Raw genomic sequence first — 19,156 nt, forward strand, 5'->3', positions numbered from 1 at the left:
TGAGCTAAGTCCACATCACCAGAATGGCCGCAAGTGCGACCAGAATGAGTCCCAAGCCATCTTTAATTCGTACTTTCTGCTGCAGCCAAAATACAGAGATCAACATAGTAAAAAAGATTTCTACCTGACCGAGTGTTTTAACATAAGGCACCGCCTGCAAAGACATCGCACCAAACCAGCCAATCGATCCTAAACAGCTACTTGCACTCGTGAGAATAACCAGTTTTGGTCGCTGCCAAAGTTGCCATAAAGTTGGGCGATCTTGAATAAATAGGTAGCCGACCAAGCAAAGGGTTTGCAGGGTGATAACGAAAAGTAGCACCCAAGCAGCACTATAGGGAAAGGGTAGTTGAGAGGTAATACTGGCTTCACGAACCCAAAGTGACGTTAGAGCAAAAGCACTGCCACTGCCTAACCCGAGCATAACTGTAGGCAGTGAAAGTTGCCGTAAGCCTCCATGGCTACTCAGCATAAACACCCCGACACCACCAATTAGAACCCCAACCCAGCCTAATATTGTGAGTTGAGTGCCGAAAAAGAGCATACCTAAGATCGCGGCGACTAGCGCTTCACTTTTGGCCAGACCCGCCCCGACAGCGTAATTATTGTATTTGAAGAGCTTTACCATTAAGGCTGTAGCAAGGATTTGCATGAATGAAGCGCCCACAATATAGCCACAAAATGCAGTAGAAAAGGTGGGTAGTGCGGCAGGTTGCCACTGATAGAGCATTATCAGATATACGGCGGCAAGTGGGCTAGCCCAGAGAAAGCGGGCGAGGGTAACGCCTACCGTAGAAACCTCGCTAGATAGACGACTTTGAAAAGCGTTGCGCCAAGACTGCATAAAAGCCGCGAACAGCGTGAGAAAAATCCATGTCATAACAAGCTCCTGAAAACAGCAGAAGCCTTATGCTAGAGAAAGGCTAAATTATCAGCAAGATAAATCATTAGTGATTTGAAAGGGGGGCAAGGCAGCGCAAGGCTGCCTTGGTGAAGCTATCCAGCTAAAACATCGCTAGCCACTTTGTATGTAGGATCTTCTTTAAGGTTGATTTCAACCAAGCTGCCTGCTTTGTGCAGTAGAGCGCGGCAATCTTGGCTGAGATGGCGTAGATGCAACGTTTTACCTACGGCGGCGTAACGCTCGGCTAAGGTTTCAATCGCATCAATCGCTGAATGATCGGCAACGCGCGAGCGAGCGAAATCGACAATTACTTCTTTAGGGTCATTGTGTGCATCAAACAGTTCAAGGAAATTAGCGGCGGAGCCAAAAAAAATCGGCCCATGAATTTGATACTCTTTGTGTCCGTCGGCATTGATATGGCTAGCGGCGTAAATATGTTTGGCATGTTCCCAAGCAAACATCAAGGCTGAGGCAATCACACCGACTGCAACAGCAATCGCCAGGTCGGTAAACACGGTAACCACAGTCACCAGCACAATGACAAAGAAATCTTGTTTGGGGACTCGGCGAGCTAACTTAAAAGTGGCCCATTCAAAGGTACCAATTACCACCATAAACATCACCCCGACTAAAGCCGCAAGCGGGATCATCTCAATTAAAGAGGAGGTGAAAAGGATAAAGCAAAGCAAGAGAACCGCAGCCACAATGCCCGATAGTCGTCCTCGACCTCCAGAATTGACGTTGATCATCGACTGACCAATCATGGCGCAACCACCCATCGCCCCAAACATGGAGCAAGTGATGTTAGCGAAACCTTGTCCTACGCATTCACGGTTGGATTGACCACGAGTGCCTGTCATTTCATCCAAAACGGTCAGTGTTAACAGTGATTCAATTAAGCCAATTGCAGCCAGAATCAAGGCATAAGGAAAAATGATCTGTAAAGTTTCCCAAGTCATCGGTACCGCAGGGATTGCGAAAGAGGGCAGAGTACCTGCGAGAGTTGCCGCATCGTTACCCGACATCGCGCGCAGGAAATCCACGACAGTTCGGGTTTCTAAGCCTAAACCTTGAACCAGCAAAGTGACGGTAACAATGGCTGCTAAAGAAGAGGGGACAGCCGTTGTTAATTTAGGTAGGAAATGGATGATCGCCATGGTTAAAGCAACTAAGGCCAACATCAAAAACAATTGATCTTGTGGTAACCAAGTCAGTACGCCATTGAGGTCAGGTGCTTTGAATTGGCCAAGTTGAGCAAGAAAAATCACAATCGCAAGTCCATTCACAAAACCAATCATCACTGGATGCGGCACCATGCGAATAAACTTGCCGAGCTTAAATAAACCCGCGGCGACTTGAAGTAAACCAGTGAGAAGAATCGCAGCAAATAAATACTGCACACCATGACTAGAAACCAAGCTCATCATTACAACGGCCATAGCCCCTGTAGCACCAGAAATCATGCCGGGACGACCACCAAAAATGGAGGTAATCAGCCCAACAATAAATGCTGCATAAAGGCCAACCATAGGATCGACCCCCGCGACAAAAGCAAAAGCCACCGCTTCTGGCACCAGAGCCAGTGCGACCGTCAATCCAGATAACACATCATTTTTTATTGAGTGCTGTGAGAAAGAAGGAAATTCAAACATGGGCAAACCGTGTTCCGTATTTGTGCTGCTCATGAGTGATGAGCATGAAGTGAACCGAACCGCTTCGTTAAAGTGATGACATCAACGTATGATCAAGCGGATTATTTTTGAACCGGGCATGCTACAGAATTGAACGATGAGGTGCAATCCTCAATTGTTGATAGCTTAGCTATAACAAACGCTGATGGTTATTTTTATAAGGGGGCGTGGTTGAAAGTAAAATGGGTAGCATAGAAAAGGGCTGCATGAGCAGCCCTTTTTATCGGTGATGAAACCATTACTCGCTTTTTGGCTTAGCCATTGCTGAGCTCGCTTGATTACGCGCGGCTTGGCTACCAGCACCGCGTGCTTGATAACGTTCTGTGCGCAATGGTGCTGCGTTAATCAACACTTCACGGATCTCTTGTGAGCCAGAAGCTTTAGTCATCGGTGACGAGGCGCCTGGTTGCTTGATTACCGCTTTCGCTGTGAGCTTTTTGTTGTCTGCGTTGATTGGCTTCACTGTTTTAATTGGTTCAACCGGTTTCTCGCTAACCACTTTGTCTTCAATCACTGACTGTACTGCTGGCGCTTCTACAACTTCAATCACTGCAGGAGCCGCAACTTCAACGATAGGCGTTTCAATCATTGGTGTTTCAACAGACTCGACAATGGTTTCCATCTTCAGCTCTGCCACAACCACAGGCTCTTGCTCAATTCGTTGAGGTTCAATCGCAGCTGGTTGACGACGAACGATCACTTTACCCATTGCCATCTCAGGGAAAGCAACGCCACCTAAAGTACGTGGAGTTTCAACAACCCCAGTTTCTACCACAGCAGATGGAGTGACATGTGTAACATGTTGAGCTACTTCAGTAGTTTCATGGCGTGATTGTGGGCGCGGAGCTAAATCGTAGCGAGGCATCACTTTACCCATCGCCATCTCAGGAGAGGCAACACCACCTTTACGTAGACGGAACGGGTTAGGACGACGGTCACGACCACGACGACGACGCTGACCACTAGCGCGTAGATGGCGTGGAGAACGGCGGTTACGACGCTGTTTCTGATCATCTTCGCTATCGTCTTGAGCTGAATCTGCGTAATCTTCTGTTGCTGGCAGATTAACAGATGCAGGCGCTTCAAACTCATTGCTGATAGGAGCAGTTTGCAGATGGTCTAACTCTTCAACTGCAACTTGGTCTTTTACGCGAATTTGCTTGGTCAGTTTACGGCGTTGACGACGCTCTTTCACAACAGCCGCTTTCTCTTCTTTTGGCTCTGCCGCTTTTACGTCTTGTTGCTGAGCTTCTGCCGCCAACTGACGACCTTGCTCTAATAGCTTAGCGGTTTTGCTCTCATCACGCTTGTTACGGCGATCTTGGCGCTCAGTACGATCCGAATCAGGGCGTTCATTGCGCTCGGTACGTTCACCACGCTCTTGCTTAGGTTTACGATCTTGTGGCTTACGTTGATTGCTTGAGCCTTCTTTATCGTTGCGATCGCTACGTTCATTACGTTCGCCATTTTCCTCATTGCCACGACGACGGTTTCTATCACGAGGGTTACGACGACGATCATTGTTACGTTCGTTGCGTTCACGACGAGGTTTCTCTTGTTCACCCGTTTGTACAACCGGAGTTTCAGTTTGTGCTGCAACAGGTGCTGAAGAGAACAGGTTGGCAATCGCTTTGAATAGACGACTAAACAGGCCTGGTTGTGTTGGTTTCACCACTTCCGTAACGATCTGTGGCTCAGCTTTTAGCTTAGGTGCTGGAGCAGGTACAGCTTCTGCTGGTGCTGCAAAGCCTTTCAGTACGGGCTCTTCAATACGTTTTGGTTTCAGGTCAACATCTAAAACTTCTTTGCCTTCTGCTTCTTTCATCGCTTCCAGCTTTTTCGGGATCAGGTAAGACAGGATGTCCTGTTCTTCACCATCACGCACGCGGATCACTTCAAAGTGCGGCGTTTCCATATCGGAATTCGGCACGATGGTGATACGAACTTGTTGCGCCTTTTCAATGTGATTGATTGAGCGACGTTTCTCGTTTAACAGATAAGAAGCAATAGACACTGGTACTACCGCAAGTACTTGCGAGGTGTTGTCTTTCAGTGCTTCTTCTTCAATTAAGCGCAGAACCGACAGTGCCAAAGATTCGTTATCACGAATCACCCCAGTTCCTGTACAACGAGGACAGATGTGGTGGCTAGCTTCTGCCAGAGACGGGCTCAAGCGTTGGCGTGACATCTCAAGTAGACCGAAGCGTGAAATACGACCGATCTGAACACGAGCACGGTCAACACGAACAGCTTCACGTAGGCGATTTTCGACTTCACGTTGGTGGCGTACTGGTGTCATATCGATAAAGTCGATAACGACTAGGCCACCTAAGTCACGCAGACGAAGTTGGCGTGCGATCTCATCAGCAGCCTCTAGGTTGGTATTGAGAGCGGTCTCTTCAATATCGCCACCTTTGGTTGCGCGTGCTGAGTTGATGTCAATCGAAGTAAGAGCTTCCGTTGGGTCAATCACAATTGAGCCACCAGAAGGTAAACGAACTTCACGTTGGAAAGCCGATTCAATCTGGCTTTCGATTTGGAAATGGCTGAACAGCGGCACTTCGCCATCGTACTTCTTAACACGGTTAACGAAGTCAGGGCGTACCAAACGGATGTGCTCGAGAGCACGTTCGTAAATGCTGGTGCTGTCGATAAGAATTTCACCGATATCACGACGCAAGTAATCACGGATCGCACGAACAATCACGTTACTTTCTTGGTGGATAAGGAACGGTGCAGGGTTTGAATCAGACGCTTGCTTGATGGCACCCCAGTGTTTAAGTAGTACGTTTAAGTCCCACTCTAACTCTTCGGCACTTTTTCCTACGCCTGCAGTACGGACAATAAGACCCATACCTTGTGGCAGTTCAAGTGAGCTGAGTGCAGATTTTAGTTCAGTACGTTCATCACCTTCGATACGGCGAGAAATACCACCAGCACGAGGGTTGTTAGGCATAAGAACAAGGTAGCTACCTGCAAGAGAGATAAAAGTGGTGAGTGCCGCCCCTTTACTACCGCGCTCCTCTTTTTCGATTTGCACGATCACTTCCTGGCCTTCGTTCAAAACATCTTTGATGTTTGGACGACCTTGGTAGCTATAACCATCAGGGAAGTATTCGCGAGCAATTTCTTTGAGAGGGAGGAAACCGTGTCTTTCAGCGCCGTAATCAACGAATGCGGCTTCTAGACTAGGTTCAATACGGGTAATGCGGCCTTTATAGATATTTGCTTTTTTCGATTCGTGCCCCGGACTTTCAATATCCAGATCGAACAGACGTTGGCCATCGACCAACGCGACACGCAACTCTTCTTTTTGAGTTGCGTTAATTAACATTCTTTTCATTTAGAAATCTCATTTTCTTAATATAGTTTTGATTCTTTTTTTGTTGCCGTGTTTCGTTTTCACGGTGCCTGATCCCATGGCTTATTCGGTACAGCCTCCCGGCTGGAGGGGATGCTCTGGGGCACAACAGTATTCACAAGCATACGATTGCCTGTGATCCGCTATAAAGGCGGTGGGTACTCAACATGAAAAGACGATGAGTAGAGCAACAAAAAGCCTCAAACTGTGTGTCTTACGCCGTGTGCTGCACTCAATTTTTCGACTGACTACTCATTAACTTTGCTAGAAATTGAACGGTAAAGAACAAAATGCCACCAGTTCAGCTCTTGCAGCTGTGAACTATAGCAGTGACAGTGAACGTCAGCAATCAGCTTTGCTATGTAGCGCGAATTATTTGCGGGAGATTACAAAAAGTTAAGGTGGTAACTTATTGTTAAATAAAGATAATAACAATGAAGAGTGCTTTGCATGGCAAGGATGTATTCAGATTCTACAGCAGCCCTACTGTAAGCTGGGTTAATTTGCCAACAAATCGCGGTTAGGATGCATGAAAAATGTCTTTTGGTTTCTAAGAAAATGTGACTTTAACAATATTCCAGATAGAATAGCGGCATGAACGAAATCAGAACTCAAGTCCAGTTCATCGACATTGATGAAGACATGGCTGGTCAGCGCATTGATAATTTTTTGCGCAACCAATTAAAAACAATTCCGAAAAGCGTGGTTTATCGAATTCTGCGTAAGGGTGAAGTGCGCGTGAACAAAAAGCGCGTGAAAGCTGAATATAAGTTAGAAGCGGGCGATGTGGTGCGAGTGCCACCCGTCACGGTTGAAGTAAAAGAGAATGAGCCAGCTCCACCCAGCACTAAACTCAACAAAGTAGCTGAGTTGGAGCACTGTATCGTTTATGAAGATGATCATCTGCTGATCCTAAATAAGCCCTCAGGTACAGCGGTACATGGTGGGAGTGGTTTACACTTTGGGGCGATTGAGGCGCTGCGCGCTTTACGACCTCAAGCTCGTTTTCTTGAATTAGTACATCGTATTGACCGTGATACCTCTGGCATTTTACTGGTCGCTAAAAAGCGTTCAGCACTGCGACATTTACAGGCTCAGTTTCGCGAGAAAACAGTACAAAAATACTATTACGCCCTAGTGATGGGAGATTGGGATGCAGAGTGCAAAGTCGTTAATGCACCGCTGCTGAAAAATGAAGTTAACAGCATTGTACGAGTCAACCCAAACGGTAAACCGTCTGAAACGCGATTCCGTATTCTGGAAAAGTTTGCTGAGGCTACTTTAGTACAAGCGAGTCCTGTTACTGGGCGTACTCACCAAATTCGGGTACACACCCAATACATGGGGCATCCGATAGCGTGGGATGATCGCTATGGCGATCGTAGGTTTGATGCTTACACGGCAAAGTTTGGTATTGAACGATTATTCTTGCATGCGGCGAACATTCAATTTGTTCATCCGGCCAGTGAGGAGAAAATGGAGATTCACGCACCGCTCGAAGCGTATCTTGAGCAGGCTCTGACCAAAATGCGTCAAGTTCAGTAATCACGATTCACAAGGGCGATATCTCGCCCTTTTGCTTATCAAGCACAAAATCAGATGACGTTTAGGCCTTCTTGTTCAAGCAGTTGAATCAGCTTAATCAGCGGCAAACCAATGAGAGAATTGGGGTCGTCGCCTTCCAATCGCTCAAACAGCGCAATTCCTAAGCCTTCACTTTTAAAACTGCCCGCGCAATGAAGTGGTTGTTCAGCTTCCACATAACGTCGTGCCATGTCTTCTGATAAAACTCGAAAATATACAGTGAAGGTGTCGCATACGACATGGGTTTGTTGAGTTTGGTTGTTAAAAAGCGCTAAACCCGTATAAAAAGTAATGGCCTTGCCACTTTGGCGTAAAAGTTGTTCAACGGCTTTTTCTACGGTTAATGGTTTGCCGATGATGTCATTGTCGATAATGCAGACTTGATCGGAACCAATCACTAAACTGGGTTCTGCTAAAAAGCAGCTACGCGCTTTGTTTTCGGCTAAGCGCATCACCAAATGTTCTGGCGATTCGCCGATTAACGGGGTTTCGTCGCAATCTGGCTTAGCGGTGATAAAAGGTAACTTCAATTTCGCCAGAATTTGTTGGCGAAATGGAGAAGTGGAAGCTAAAACTAGTTGGTAATTTTGCATTTTACTTTACAATCATCGCGTGTTTGGCAGCAGCATAACTTATCCTAATGCGCTGTTCATAATGCTCTCTGTGGAAAGGGAAAAAAAACCAAGTTTTTTGCCTTTTTCTTTGACTAAATCTGTTTTGGAAGATAATATTCGCGCCCTATGCAAAAGGTAAAAATACCGCGAACGGTTGATCCGGCTAAAGCCGCTCAGAAAAGATTAGACTTTGATGGCATCATCCAAGTTAATTTGTTCAAGCGCTTAGAGGAGTCAGTCGCAGGCGTTAAACGCGACGCTGAAGTTTCATTGTCATTTGAGATTGATGAACAGCAACTGGTTGTTATCTCTGGTAAAGCTAACATCGAAGTTGATTTAGAGTGTCAGCGCTGTAACGAGGTTTTCGCACACGAGTGTGAAGTTGAATTTACTTATACTCCTTATTTAGGTCGTAAAAGTGAAGAAGACGCCCCAGACGAGTATGATTTGGTAGATCTAAACGAGTTTGGTGAGGTTGACCTAGTTCAGTTAGTTGAAGACGAGTTCATCTTAAATTTGCCTCAAGTTGCGATGCATGACGAAGCGGATTGTAGCGTTGATTCAGACAATTTGGTGTTTGGTGAACTTCCAGAAGAAGTTTTGGAAGAGAAGCCGAATCCATTCGATGTTTTAAAAAGCTTGAAGAAGTAATTCGCTAAGCATTCTTAACATAGGAGTAGGGTCCATGGCCGTACAACAAAACCGTAAAACACGTTCAAGACGTGGTATGCGTCGTTCACACGATGCGCTAACAGCTGCAGCGCTATCTGTAGACGCAACTTCAGGTGAAACTCACCTGCGCCACAACGTAACCGCTGAAGGTTACTACCGTGGTAAAAAGGTTATCAACAAGTAAGGTTGACCTTTGCAAAATTTAACCGTTGCACTTGATGCAATGGGCGGGGATTTCGGTCCGCGCGTTACAGTGCCTGCCGCCGTGCAGGCACTGTCACATTTCCCAGAGCTAAAAGTGATCTTAGTGGGTGATCGTCATCAGATTACTCAACAACTCTCTCTTCTTGGTTATTCAGCCAATACGCGTTTAAGTATTGTGCACAGTGACCGTGTCATCTCTAACTCCGAAAAACCTTCGCTTGCTTTACGTCACAGTGCTGGCAGCTCTATGGGCATGGCGATTGATCTTGTTGCTGAAAATCAAGCGGATGCGTGTGTCAGTGGTGGAAATACGGGTGCACTGATGGCACTGTCGCGTTTTCGTCTCAAACTACTACCGGGTATTGACCGTCCCGCGCTGGTTTCTGCACTGCCCACCGTTTCTGGCCGCAAAACTTGGATGCTTGATTTAGGTGCTAATGTGTCAAGCGATGCCGATTCTCTATTTCAATTTGCGGTGATGGGCGCCGCTCTTGCTGAGCAGCATTTACAACAAGCTCCACGTGTCGCGATTTTAAACATCGGTGCGGAGGAGATTAAAGGCAATGATCTGGTGAAACGTTGTGCGGAAATGCTGACTCAAACTCAAGCGATCAATTTCATTGGTTACATTGAGGGTAATCAGCTGTTAACCGATGCAGCAGATGTGATAGTGTGCGATGGCTTTGTTGGGAATGTGTGCCTTAAAGCGTGTGAAGGAACAGCGCAACTCTTTATCGATAAGTTAAAAAAATCGCTTTTAGGCTCATCCATAAAGGGTTGGATAGCAAGAAAACTGTTTTCTGAGCTCTTTACTGAATTAAAAACCCTGAACCCCGACCAGTATAACGGCGCAAGTTTGCTAGGATTGCGCGGCATTGTCATTAAGAGTCATGGAAGTGCTGATGTATCCGCGGTCGTGAATGCGATTTCAGAAGCGGTACATGAGGTGAAACGACAAGTACCCAGCCGTATAAGCGATCGTTTGGAAGCGGTTTTACTCGAGAGGCATTATTAGTCTTCATGTATAGCAAAATTTTAGGTACTGGCAGCTACCTGCCATCTCAGGTGCGTACAAACGCAGACTTAGAGAAAATGGTAGAGACCAGTGATGAGTGGATTGTCGCTCGTACTGGTATTCGCGAGCGTCGCATTGCTGCTGAGAATGAAACTGTTGCCGATATGGCTTTCTATGCCGCACAAAATGCCATAGAAATGGCGGGAATAGATAAAAACGACATCGATATGATTATTGTGGCGACTACCAGTGCAAGCCATACCTTCCCGTCAGCGGCCTGCCAAGTGCAAGGTAAGCTTGGGATTAAAGGCTGTCCTGCGTTTGATTTGGCTGCGGCTTGCTCGGGTTTTATGTATGCCTTATCGATTGCGGATCAGCATGTAAAATCAGGTGTTTGTAAAAACATTCTCGTGATCGGTTCCGATGCACTATCGAAGTCTTGTGATCCTACGGATCGCTCAACCATTATCTTGTTTGGTGATGGCGCTGGCGCGGTGGTGATTGGAGCAAGTAATGAGCCAGGTATTCTTTCCACTCACATCCATGCGGATGGCGAGTATGGTGACTTACTCAGTCTTGAAGTGCCAGTTCGTGGTGGCGAGAGTGATAAGTGGCTACACATGGCTGGCAATGAAGTCTTTAAAGTTGCGGTGACTCAGTTGTCGAAGTTGGTGGTTGATACATTAGAAGCCAACAACATGCACAAATCTGAGCTTGATTGGCTGGTTCCACACCAAGCTAACTACCGAATCATTTCCGCAACAGCGAAAAAGCTCTCGATGTCCTTGGATCAGGTCGTGGTGACGTTAGATCGCCACGGCAATACCTCAGCGGCTACTGTGCCAACGGCGTTAGATGAAGCAGTCCGTGATGGTCGTATCAAGCGTGGGCAGATGCTACTGCTCGAAGCCTTTGGTGGCGGTTTCACTTGGGGCTCTGCTCTGGTGAAGTTCTAAACGCACAATGAATTTTGACTTTAAGGAGTCGTAAGACTCCTTATCCATTCTTAGATGAAGGAAAGATTTATGAGTAAGTTTGCTATCGTATTCCCAGGTCAGGGCTCGCAAGCAGTAGGTATGCTGGCTGACCTTGCCGAGCAGTATGCTGTGGTAAAACAAACATTCGCCGAAGCTTCAGAAGTGCTTGGTTACGATCTGTGGGCTCTGGTTCAAGATGGCCCAGTGGAAGATCTCAATCAAACTTTCCGTACTCAACCTGCGTTGCTTGCCGCCTCTGTTGCGATTTGGCGAGTATGGCAGCAACTGGGTCTTGAGCAACCTGCGGTTTTAGCCGGTCACAGCTTGGGTGAATATTCAGCACTGGTATGTGCGGGCGTGATTGATTTTAAACAAGCGATCAAGCTGGTTGAGCTGCGTGGTCAATTGATGCAACAAGCTGTGCCGGCAGGAACGGGGGCGATGTACGCGATCATCGGTCTAGAAGATGAGGCGATTGCTAAAGCGTGTGCAGAAGCGGCGCAAGGTGAAGTGGTTTCTCCTGTAAACTTCAACTCTCCAGGCCAAGTGGTTATCGCGGGTCAAAAAGATGCAGTTGAGCGCGCTGGCGTTCTGTGTAAAGAAGCGGGTGCAAAACGTGCTCTGCCTCTGCCTGTTTCTGTGCCATCACACTGTGCGCTGATGAAGCCTGCGGCCGATGAATTGGCAAAAACCTTGGCAGAGCTTGAATTCAATGCACCACAAATCCCAGTCATCAATAACGTTGATGTTGCGGCTGAAACGGATCCAGCAAAAATTAAAGATGCGTTGATTCGTCAACTCTATAGTCCAGTTCGTTGGACTGAATGCGTGGAACAAATGAGCGCACAAGGTGTCGAAAAGCTGATTGAAATGGGACCGGGTAAGGTATTGACTGGTCTAACAAAACGTATTGTAAAAACCCTTGAAGGTGCCGCGGTAAACGATGTGGCTTCTTTGGATGCGGTGAAATAACAACAGGAAGAAAACATGAGTCAATTCATGAATCTAGAAGGCAAAGTTGCTCTAGTGACAGGTGCAAGCCGCGGTATTGGTAAAGCGATTGCTGAACTGTTAGCCGAACGTGGTGCCAAAGTGATTGGTACGGCGACCAGCGAAAGCGGTGCGCAAGCGATCAGTGACTACTTGGGTGACAATGGTAAAGGCATGGCACTGAATGTGACCAATCCTGAATCGATTGAAGCGGTTCTGAAAACCATCACTGATGAGTTTGGCGGCGTGGATATTCTGGTGAACAATGCCGGTATCACTCGCGATAACCTGCTGATGCGTATGAAAGAAGAAGAGTGGTCAGACATTATGGAGACCAACCTGACTTCCATTTTCCGCCTGTCCAAAGCTGTGCTGCGCGGCATGATGAAAAAACGCCACGGCCGAATCATCAACGTTGGCTCTGTTGTTGGCACTATGGGTAACGCAGGTCAAGCCAACTACGCGGCAGCAAAAGCGGGCGTAATTGGCTTTACAAAGTCAATGGCGCGTGAAGTTGCATCGCGTGGTGTGACCGTCAACACAGTTGCACCAGGTTTTATCGAAACTGATATGACAAAAGCACTGAATGACGACCAGCGTACTGCTACACTAGCGCAGGTTCCAGCAGGTCGACTGGGGGATCCTCGTGAAATTGCATCTGCGGTTGCTTTCCTAGCATCACCAGAAGCGGCATACATCACCGGTGAAACACTGCATGTGAACGGTGGTATGTACATGATCTAACTTTTTTGCCTCGTAAATCTTATCTGTTAGGTGAGAAATGAGGCAAATTTGTGTGAGAAATGTTGGTAGCATGCACAATATTTATGCATGATTTATATCAAAAATGGTGTGAATTTCGGTTAAAATCGCCTAATTTGTGGTTAGACCAGAAACCTCACGCTTGCAACTTTCCCTAGTTCGAATAAACTACGGAATCATCGCATTAGGCGAAATCTGTAAAGGAAAAGAAAAAATGAGCAACATCGAAGAACGCGTAAAGAAAATCATTGTTGAACAGCTAGGTGTAGACGAAGCAGAAGTAAAGAATGAATCTTCTTTCGTTGAAGACCTGGGTGCTGATTCTCTTGACACTGTTGAGCTGGTAATGGCTCTGGAAGAGGAATTCGATACTGAGATTCCTGATGAAGAAGCAGAGAAAATCACTACTGTTCAAGCTGCGATCGATTACGTAACCAGCAACGCTCAGTAATCTCTCCTCAGGCGGCTCACTGGCCGCCTGAATTTTTATAAGCTCTCAAACCTCTCTCATTTCAATTTCAATTCCGGAGAATATTATCGTGTCCAAGCGTCGCGTTGTTGTCACTGGCATGGGTATGTTGTCACCGGTAGGCAACACTGTAGAGTCATCTTGGAAAGCCTTGTTGGCAGGCCAAAGCGGCATCGTCAATATTGAGCACTTCGACACTACCAATTTTTCTACTCGTTTCGCAGGCCTAGTTAAAGGTTTTGACTGCGAGCAGTACATGTCAAAAAAAGATGCCCGCAAAATGGATTTGTTTATCCAGTATGGTATTGCTGCGGGTATTCAGGCTTTGGAAGATTCAGGCCTAGAAGTTAATGAAGAAAATGCTGCACGTATTGGTGTTGCAATTGGTTCTGGTATCGGTGGCCTTGAGCTGATTGAAACCGGACATCAAGCGTTAATGGAGAAAGGCCCACGTAAGGTTAGCCCTTTCTTTGTACCATCGACCATTGTGAATATGATTGCGGGTAATCTGTCTATCATGCGTGGTCTACGTGGTCCAAACATTGCGATTTCAACGGCTTGTACCACAGGCTTGCATAACATTGGCCATGCGGCTCGCATGATTGCTTATGGTGATGCGGACGCTATGGTGGCGGGTGGTGCAGAAAAAGCATCCACACCACTGGGTATGGCTGGCTTTGGTGCGGCAAAAGCACTTTCAACTCGTAACGATGAGCCACAAAAAGCGTCTCGTCCTTGGGATAAAGACCGTGATGGTTTTGTGCTGGGTGATGGTGCTGGTGTGATGGTGCTCGAAGAGTATGAACACGCGAAAGCACGTGGCGCGAAAATTTATGCTGAAGTAGTTGGCTTTGGTATGTCGGGTGATGCTTATCACATGACTTCACCAAGTGAAGACGGCTCTGGCGGCGCGCTAGCGATGGAAGCTGCAATGCGTGATGCTGGAGTGACTGGCGAGCAAATTGGCTACGTTAATGCTCATGGCACATCAACACCTGCGGGTGATGTTGCGGAAGTCAAAGGCATTAAACGTGCTTTGGGTGAAGCGGGTACTAAACAAGTGCTGATTTCATCGACTAAGTCAATGACAGGCCATTTGTTGGGTGCTGCCGGCTCTGCTGAAGCGATCATCACAGTGATGTCTTTGGTTGACCAAATCGTCCCTCCTACGATCAATTTGGATAATCCAGAAGAAGAGTTGGGTGTGGATTTGGTACCCCACGTGGCGCGTAAAGTTGAGAACATGGAATACGCCATGTGTAACTCATTCGGCTTTGGTGGTACTAACGGTAGCTTGATTTTCAAACGCATGTAAAAACTTCATCAGTCTTTACTTGAGTTCAGACGGCTTGATGCATAGCATTGAGCCGTTTCTTTTTATGGAGTGAGATCATGTACTGGATTAACGGCAAGCGGCTCAATCAGGTGCCGATTAATGATCGATCTTTTCAATATGGTGATGGCGGTTTCACCACGATTTTGACTCAGTACGGGCAGATTCAGCACTGGCCGCTGCACCAGCTACGATTACAAGCTTGTCTCGATGCGTTACATATCACTCAACCTGATTGGATTTTAGTGCAAGAAGGCTTGAAAGAAATGGTTCTGCCTGATGCCAAAGCGGGGCTCAAAATACATATTAGCCGAGGGGTTGGTGGTCGTGGTTATAGCCCTACTCAAGTCAGCGAAAGCAGTGTTACTATTAGCGCCTTTCCTTTTCCTCCTCACTATGAGCAATGGCGTCAAACTGGAGTGGCATTAGGAATTTGTGAACAACGTATGGGATTAAATCCTATGCTCGCGGGTCATAAACATAATAATCGACTTGAGCAGGTTTTACTTAAGCGAGAGATGGAACAGGCTGGATTCGATGATGGTATTTGTCTCGATCTCCAAGATAGGGTGATTGAAACGACAGCCGCCAACGTGTTTTGGTGTAAAAATGGTAGTGTTTTTACACCTTGTTTAAAAAATTCAGGAGTCGCAGGCATCGCGCGACGACGCGTGATGGAAATTGCCAAACTTTTAGGATGGCCTGTGGTAATTGATGAGTTTGCGCTTGAGTCTATGCTGGCTGCGGATGAAGTTTTCATCACCAATGCGCTGCTTGAAGTTGCTCCAGTAAAGCAAATTGGTGCACAGCAATATACGATAGGTAGTATGACGCGACGAATTCAGGAGAGTAGTAATTCGTGATTAAAAAGCTGGTATTGGTTTTTGTTGCCCTGATCTGTGTTGTGGCAGGTGGCTATTTTTATTTTGTCAATCAGATGGATAAGTACCTTGCTCAGCCACTAGGGATTGAGCAGGCGCAGCTTGTTACGATTGCCCCAGGCACAAGCCTAAGTCGTGAACTTATAGTATTGACGGAACAAGAATGGATTAAAGGCAGTTTTGTGGCTGACTGGGTGCGTCGGTTCCATCCTGAACTCTCCAAGATTAAGGCGGGGACTTATAAACTGCTGCCCGAAATGAGTTTAGAACAAGCTCTTGCTCTACTGGTTTCAGGTAAAGAACATCAATTTTCGATTACTTTCGTCGAAGGTAGTCGTTTTCAAGAATGGCGAACCATTATTGAAAATAACGAAAATATTGAAAAACAGCTGACTGGGCTGTCTGAAGTTGAAATTGCTAAAGTTTTAGGGCTTGAACAAGAGAAGCTAGAAGGGTTATTTCTAGCTGAAACGTATCATTTCACTAAAGGCACAAGCGATGTCGAGATCTTGAAGCGAGCCAATCAAAAATTAGAAAAGTTTCTACAAGTGACGTGGGAACACCGCCAAGAGGGCTTGCCAATCCAAACCCCTTATGAAGCCTTGATATTGGCCTCGATCATCGAAAAAGAGACCTCGATAGCGGAAGAGCGTGAACGTATTGCTGCTGTCTTTATCAACCGTTTGAACAAACGAATGCGGCTACAAACGGATCCCACAGTGATCTACGGGATGGGAGAAACGTACGATGGCAACATCCGTAAAAAAGACTTACGTGCGCGTACACCCTATAACACCTATGTGATTAGCGGTTTGCCGCCTACACCGATTGCGATGCCTGGCGAAGCGTCGATATATGCTGCGCTCAACCCAGAGCAAAGCAGCTACCTTTACTTTGTGGCGAGCGGGGAAGGTGGTCACACCTTTTCGAAATCGTTGGCGGATCACAATCGTGCCGTGCGGGCTTATCTTAAAAAACTTAGAACGAAAAAATGAACGCAAAATTTATCGTAATTGAAGGGCTTGAAGGCGCAGGAAAAAGCACCGCTATTCAAGTCGTCGTTGAAACCTTACATCAACATGGTATTGAGCAAATCACTCGTACACGTGAGCCGGGTGGTACGGTATTGGCTGAAAAGCTACGCACTTTAGTAAAAGAAGATCATCCGGGTGAAGAGCTAAAAGACATCACAGAGCTACTACTCGTTTATGCTGCGCGCGTGCAGTTAGTTGAGAACGTGATCAAGCCCGCTTTAGCAAAAGGGCAATGGGTGGTCGGTGATCGCCATGATATGTCTTCTCAGGCGTATCAAGGTGGTGGTAGACAGATTGCCCCCAATACTATGCTTAGTCTTAAGCAGACAGCTCTAGGCAATTTTAAACCCGATCTTACGTTATACTTGGACATTGATCCTAAGCTAGGGTTGGCGCGTGCTCGTGGCCGTGGAGAGTTAGATCGTATTGAAAAGATGGACATCAGCTTTTTTGAACGTGCTCGTCAACGCTATCTCGAATTGGCGGAAGAGGATGATTCAGTCGTGCTAATTAATGCGGCGCAGTCTGTTGAACAAGTCTCGAAAGATATTCGTACGGCACTTGAAGATTGGCTAAGTCGTGTTGATTATGTCTAACATGAATTCGCTGTACCCTTGGTTAGTTCCAGTTTGGCAACCCTGGCAAGCTAGATTGATGGCGGAAAAGTTATCGGCGGCCACTTTAATTCAAGCGCCTGAAGGCTCTGGGGTTGAAAACTTAGTTGATTATATGGCTCGCACTTTAATGTGCGCGAGCCACCAAAATGAACCATGCGGTTTTTGTCATAGCTGTGGGTTGATGCAAGCTGGTCATCATCCGGACTTTCATGTCATTAACCCTGAAAAAGTGGGAAAGTCGATTACCGTCGATCAAATTCGTCATATAAATCGAATTGCCCAAGAGTCATCACAACTGTCTGGTTATCGTTTGATCGTGATTAACCCTGCGGATGCGATGAATGAATCGGCAGCGAATGCGCTATTGAAAACTCTTGAAGAGCCCGCTGCTGACTGCGTATTCATTTTAGTTACCGCACACGTGCATCATTTGCTACCAACGATTGTGAGTCGTTGTCAAAAGCTCATGGTTACCGCGCCATCCACGCAATTGGTATTAGCATGGTTACAAGAGCAAGGCATTACCGCACCGGATTATGCTCTCCATCTATGTGCCGATTCGCCACTCAAGGCTCGTGCGTTTATGCTTGAAGGGGGAGTGGAGAAATACCAAGAGATTGAATCACAATTGGTTGCCGCTGTCGCGGGTGATATTAGTGCCCAACTCAAGTGCATCTCTCTTATTGATGCGGATTTAATGAACCATCTAGATTGGATTTGGTGTGTGCTGACCGATGCTCAGAAAATCCAATTTGGGGTGCAGGAAGCGTATTTCACTCCCGCTAGTGCCTTACTAGCAAACCGTTTTAACTACCATAAGCTTTACGCACAGACCGCGGCTCTTGAAGCGCTGAAGGAACAGTTGAGTCAATTTACAGGATTGAATTCAGAGTTGCTGCTGCTGCAATGGTTTAACCGATTTATTACTGAGGAAACATGTTTGTAGACTCACATTGTCATCTCGACAAGTTGGATTACCAAGATCTGCACACGGATGTGAGCGATGTGATTGCCAAAGCACATCAAGCAAAAGTTGAGCATTTGTTGTCCGTGGGCGTCACGCTCGACTCTTTCCCGAATATGTTGCAGATGATTGATCCTTATCCGCAAGTGTATGCCTCTTGTGGTGTTCATCCTTTGGATGTTGAGAGTGACTTTTCTCTCGATCTTTTCCACCAGTATGCGCGGCATCCTAAAGTAGTTGCGATAGGTGAAACAGGTTTGGATTATCACTATCAACCGGAAACTGCCGACTTACAAAAATTGCGTTTTCGACAGCAAATTGAAACCGCGGTAGCACTGAATAAACCACTAATTATCCATACTCGTAATGCTCAGCAAGATACTTTGCAGCTGCTGAGAGAAGGGCATGCAGAGCGCTGTGGCGGTGTGATTCACTGTTTTACCGAAGATTTACCTTTTGCGCAGGCGGCGATGGATTTAGGGTTTTATATTTCAATCTCGGGGATTGTGACGTTTCGTCAGGCAACGGAGCTGAAGGAAGTGGTGAGAACCTTGCCGCTTGAACGTTTATTGATTGAGACTGACTCCCCTTATTTAGCACCCGTACCTCATCGTGGAAAAGAGAATCAACCAGCGTATGTTGTAGAGGTTGCAGCCTATATTGCTCAGCTAAAAGAGGTGTCTCTTACTGAGGTCGCTGAAAAAACCACCGATAATTTCAAGAATCTTTTTTTGCGATAAAAATCATAATTAGATAAAAAAGCGAGCAAATGCTCGCTTTTTTATTCGCCAAATAAATAAGAAATCATAAATAAGCGAGTGTTTACTCTATCTGTTGAAAATTAGAGCTAATTTGGTGGAAATGTAATTTTGTTACTAAAAATAACATGAGTGTATATTTTATTTACCCAGTAAAATTAATGCTATCAATTATTAATTGATTATAAAACATATATTTAGTGTGTTTTTAAGGTTGGAAAATGGAGGTTGCTGATTGTGATCTAATTAGTAATTTGAAACTTAATTTCTTCGCAAACTAGAAAATTTGAGGGTTATCAAGATATATTTAGAGCCGGAAAATATAA

At 46.2% G+C, this 19,156-nt stretch carries 18 protein-coding genes; 14 read left to right on the forward strand and 4 right to left on the reverse strand.

What is annotated here, in order from left to right:
- Positions 1 to 4: 4 nt before the first annotated feature.
- The 3 genes from EPB59_RS03345 to rne form a co-directional block, all read right to left on the reverse strand.
- Positions 5 to 880, reverse strand: coding sequence for a DMT family transporter (locus EPB59_RS03345; RefSeq protein ID WP_055050978.1), 876 nt, complete (start codon positions 878 to 880; stop codon positions 5 to 7).
- A 116-nt stretch (positions 881 to 996) separates the two neighbouring features.
- Entirely contained in the window at positions 997 to 2,556 is a 1,560-nt protein-coding gene (locus EPB59_RS03350) for a SulP family inorganic anion transporter (RefSeq protein ID WP_154171550.1), read from the reverse strand.
- 277 nt (positions 2,557 to 2,833) lie between these two features.
- Entirely contained in the window at positions 2,834 to 5,938 is a 3,105-nt protein-coding gene (gene rne, locus EPB59_RS03355; protein ID WP_154171551.1) for a ribonuclease E, read from the reverse strand.
- Positions 5,939 to 6,550: 612 nt separating this feature from the next.
- On the opposite strand from rne, the gene rluC reads away from it, so the two are divergent.
- Complete coding sequence (gene rluC, locus EPB59_RS03360; protein WP_154171552.1) at positions 6,551 to 7,501, forward strand: 23S rRNA pseudouridine(955/2504/2580) synthase RluC; 951 nt, start codon at positions 6,551 to 6,553, stop codon at positions 7,499 to 7,501.
- A 50-nt stretch (positions 7,502 to 7,551) separates the two neighbouring features.
- Here the strand turns inward: rluC and EPB59_RS03365 are convergent, their stop codons facing one another.
- Positions 7,552 to 8,133, reverse strand: a complete 582-nt coding sequence (locus tag EPB59_RS03365) for a Maf family protein (RefSeq protein ID WP_154171553.1) — start codon at positions 8,131 to 8,133, stop codon at positions 7,552 to 7,554.
- A 147-nt stretch (positions 8,134 to 8,280) separates the two neighbouring features.
- Between EPB59_RS03365 and yceD the strand changes: the two genes are divergently transcribed.
- The 13 genes from yceD (at position 8,281) to EPB59_RS03430 (ending at position 18,812) form a co-directional block, all read left to right on the forward strand.
- Positions 8,281 to 8,805 carry a 23S rRNA accumulation protein YceD gene (gene yceD, locus EPB59_RS03370; protein WP_001174444.1) on the forward strand — a complete coding sequence of 175 codons (525 nt, stop codon included), beginning with the start codon at positions 8,281 to 8,283 and terminating at the stop codon, positions 8,803 to 8,805.
- Positions 8,806 to 8,839: 34 nt separating this feature from the next.
- On the forward strand, positions 8,840 to 9,010 hold the full coding sequence (rpmF, locus tag EPB59_RS03375) for a 50S ribosomal protein L32 (protein ID WP_000290732.1): 171 nt from the start codon (positions 8,840 to 8,842) through the stop codon (positions 9,008 to 9,010).
- A gap of 9 nt (positions 9,011 to 9,019) precedes the next feature.
- Positions 9,020 to 10,045, forward strand: a complete 1,026-nt coding sequence (gene plsX / locus EPB59_RS03380) for a phosphate acyltransferase PlsX (protein WP_154171554.1) — start codon at positions 9,020 to 9,022, stop codon at positions 10,043 to 10,045.
- A 5-nt stretch (positions 10,046 to 10,050) separates the two neighbouring features.
- Positions 10,051 to 11,001, forward strand: coding sequence for a beta-ketoacyl-ACP synthase III (locus EPB59_RS03385; protein ID WP_055050984.1), 951 nt, complete (start codon positions 10,051 to 10,053; stop codon positions 10,999 to 11,001).
- A gap of 69 nt (positions 11,002 to 11,070) precedes the next feature.
- Positions 11,071 to 11,994: an ACP S-malonyltransferase gene (gene fabD / locus EPB59_RS03390; RefSeq protein WP_154171555.1), complete on the forward strand. Its 924-nt coding sequence runs from the start codon at positions 11,071 to 11,073 to the stop codon at positions 11,992 to 11,994.
- Positions 11,995 to 12,021: 27 nt separating this feature from the next.
- Entirely contained in the window at positions 12,022 to 12,756 is a 735-nt protein-coding gene (gene fabG, locus EPB59_RS03395; protein WP_055051183.1) for a 3-oxoacyl-ACP reductase FabG, read from the forward strand.
- 232 nt (positions 12,757 to 12,988) lie between these two features.
- Positions 12,989 to 13,225, forward strand: a complete 237-nt coding sequence (acpP, locus tag EPB59_RS03400; RefSeq protein ID WP_000065130.1) for an acyl carrier protein — start codon at positions 12,989 to 12,991, stop codon at positions 13,223 to 13,225.
- 88 nt (positions 13,226 to 13,313) lie between these two features.
- Positions 13,314 to 14,558, forward strand: coding sequence for a beta-ketoacyl-ACP synthase II (gene fabF, locus EPB59_RS03405; RefSeq protein ID WP_154171556.1), 1,245 nt, complete (start codon positions 13,314 to 13,316; stop codon positions 14,556 to 14,558).
- A gap of 77 nt (positions 14,559 to 14,635) precedes the next feature.
- Positions 14,636 to 15,439, forward strand: coding sequence for an aminodeoxychorismate lyase (gene pabC, locus EPB59_RS03410; protein ID WP_154171557.1), 804 nt, complete (start codon positions 14,636 to 14,638; stop codon positions 15,437 to 15,439).
- Complete coding sequence (mltG, locus tag EPB59_RS03415) at positions 15,436 to 16,452, forward strand: endolytic transglycosylase MltG (RefSeq protein ID WP_154171558.1); 1,017 nt, start codon at positions 15,436 to 15,438, stop codon at positions 16,450 to 16,452. The genes pabC and mltG overlap by 4 nt, the downstream gene beginning before the upstream one ends.
- Positions 16,449 to 17,087 carry a dTMP kinase gene (gene tmk / locus EPB59_RS03420; protein ID WP_154171559.1) on the forward strand — a complete coding sequence of 213 codons (639 nt, stop codon included), beginning with the start codon at positions 16,449 to 16,451 and terminating at the stop codon, positions 17,085 to 17,087. Before mltG ends, tmk begins: the two co-directional genes overlap by 4 nt.
- On the forward strand, positions 17,080 to 18,054 hold the full coding sequence (locus EPB59_RS03425; RefSeq protein ID WP_154171560.1) for a DNA polymerase III subunit delta': 975 nt from the start codon (positions 17,080 to 17,082) through the stop codon (positions 18,052 to 18,054). The genes tmk and EPB59_RS03425 overlap by 8 nt, the downstream gene beginning before the upstream one ends.
- A complete protein-coding gene (locus EPB59_RS03430; protein ID WP_055050990.1) occupies positions 18,045 to 18,812 on the forward strand; it encodes a TatD family hydrolase in 768 nt (255 codons plus the stop codon). Before EPB59_RS03425 ends, EPB59_RS03430 begins: the two co-directional genes overlap by 10 nt.
- Positions 18,813 to 19,156: the final 344 nt, after the last annotated feature.

This window comes from Vibrio metoecus, assembly GCF_009665255.1.
GTDB classification, from domain to species: Bacteria; Pseudomonadota; Gammaproteobacteria; order Enterobacterales; family Vibrionaceae; genus Vibrio; species Vibrio metoecus_B.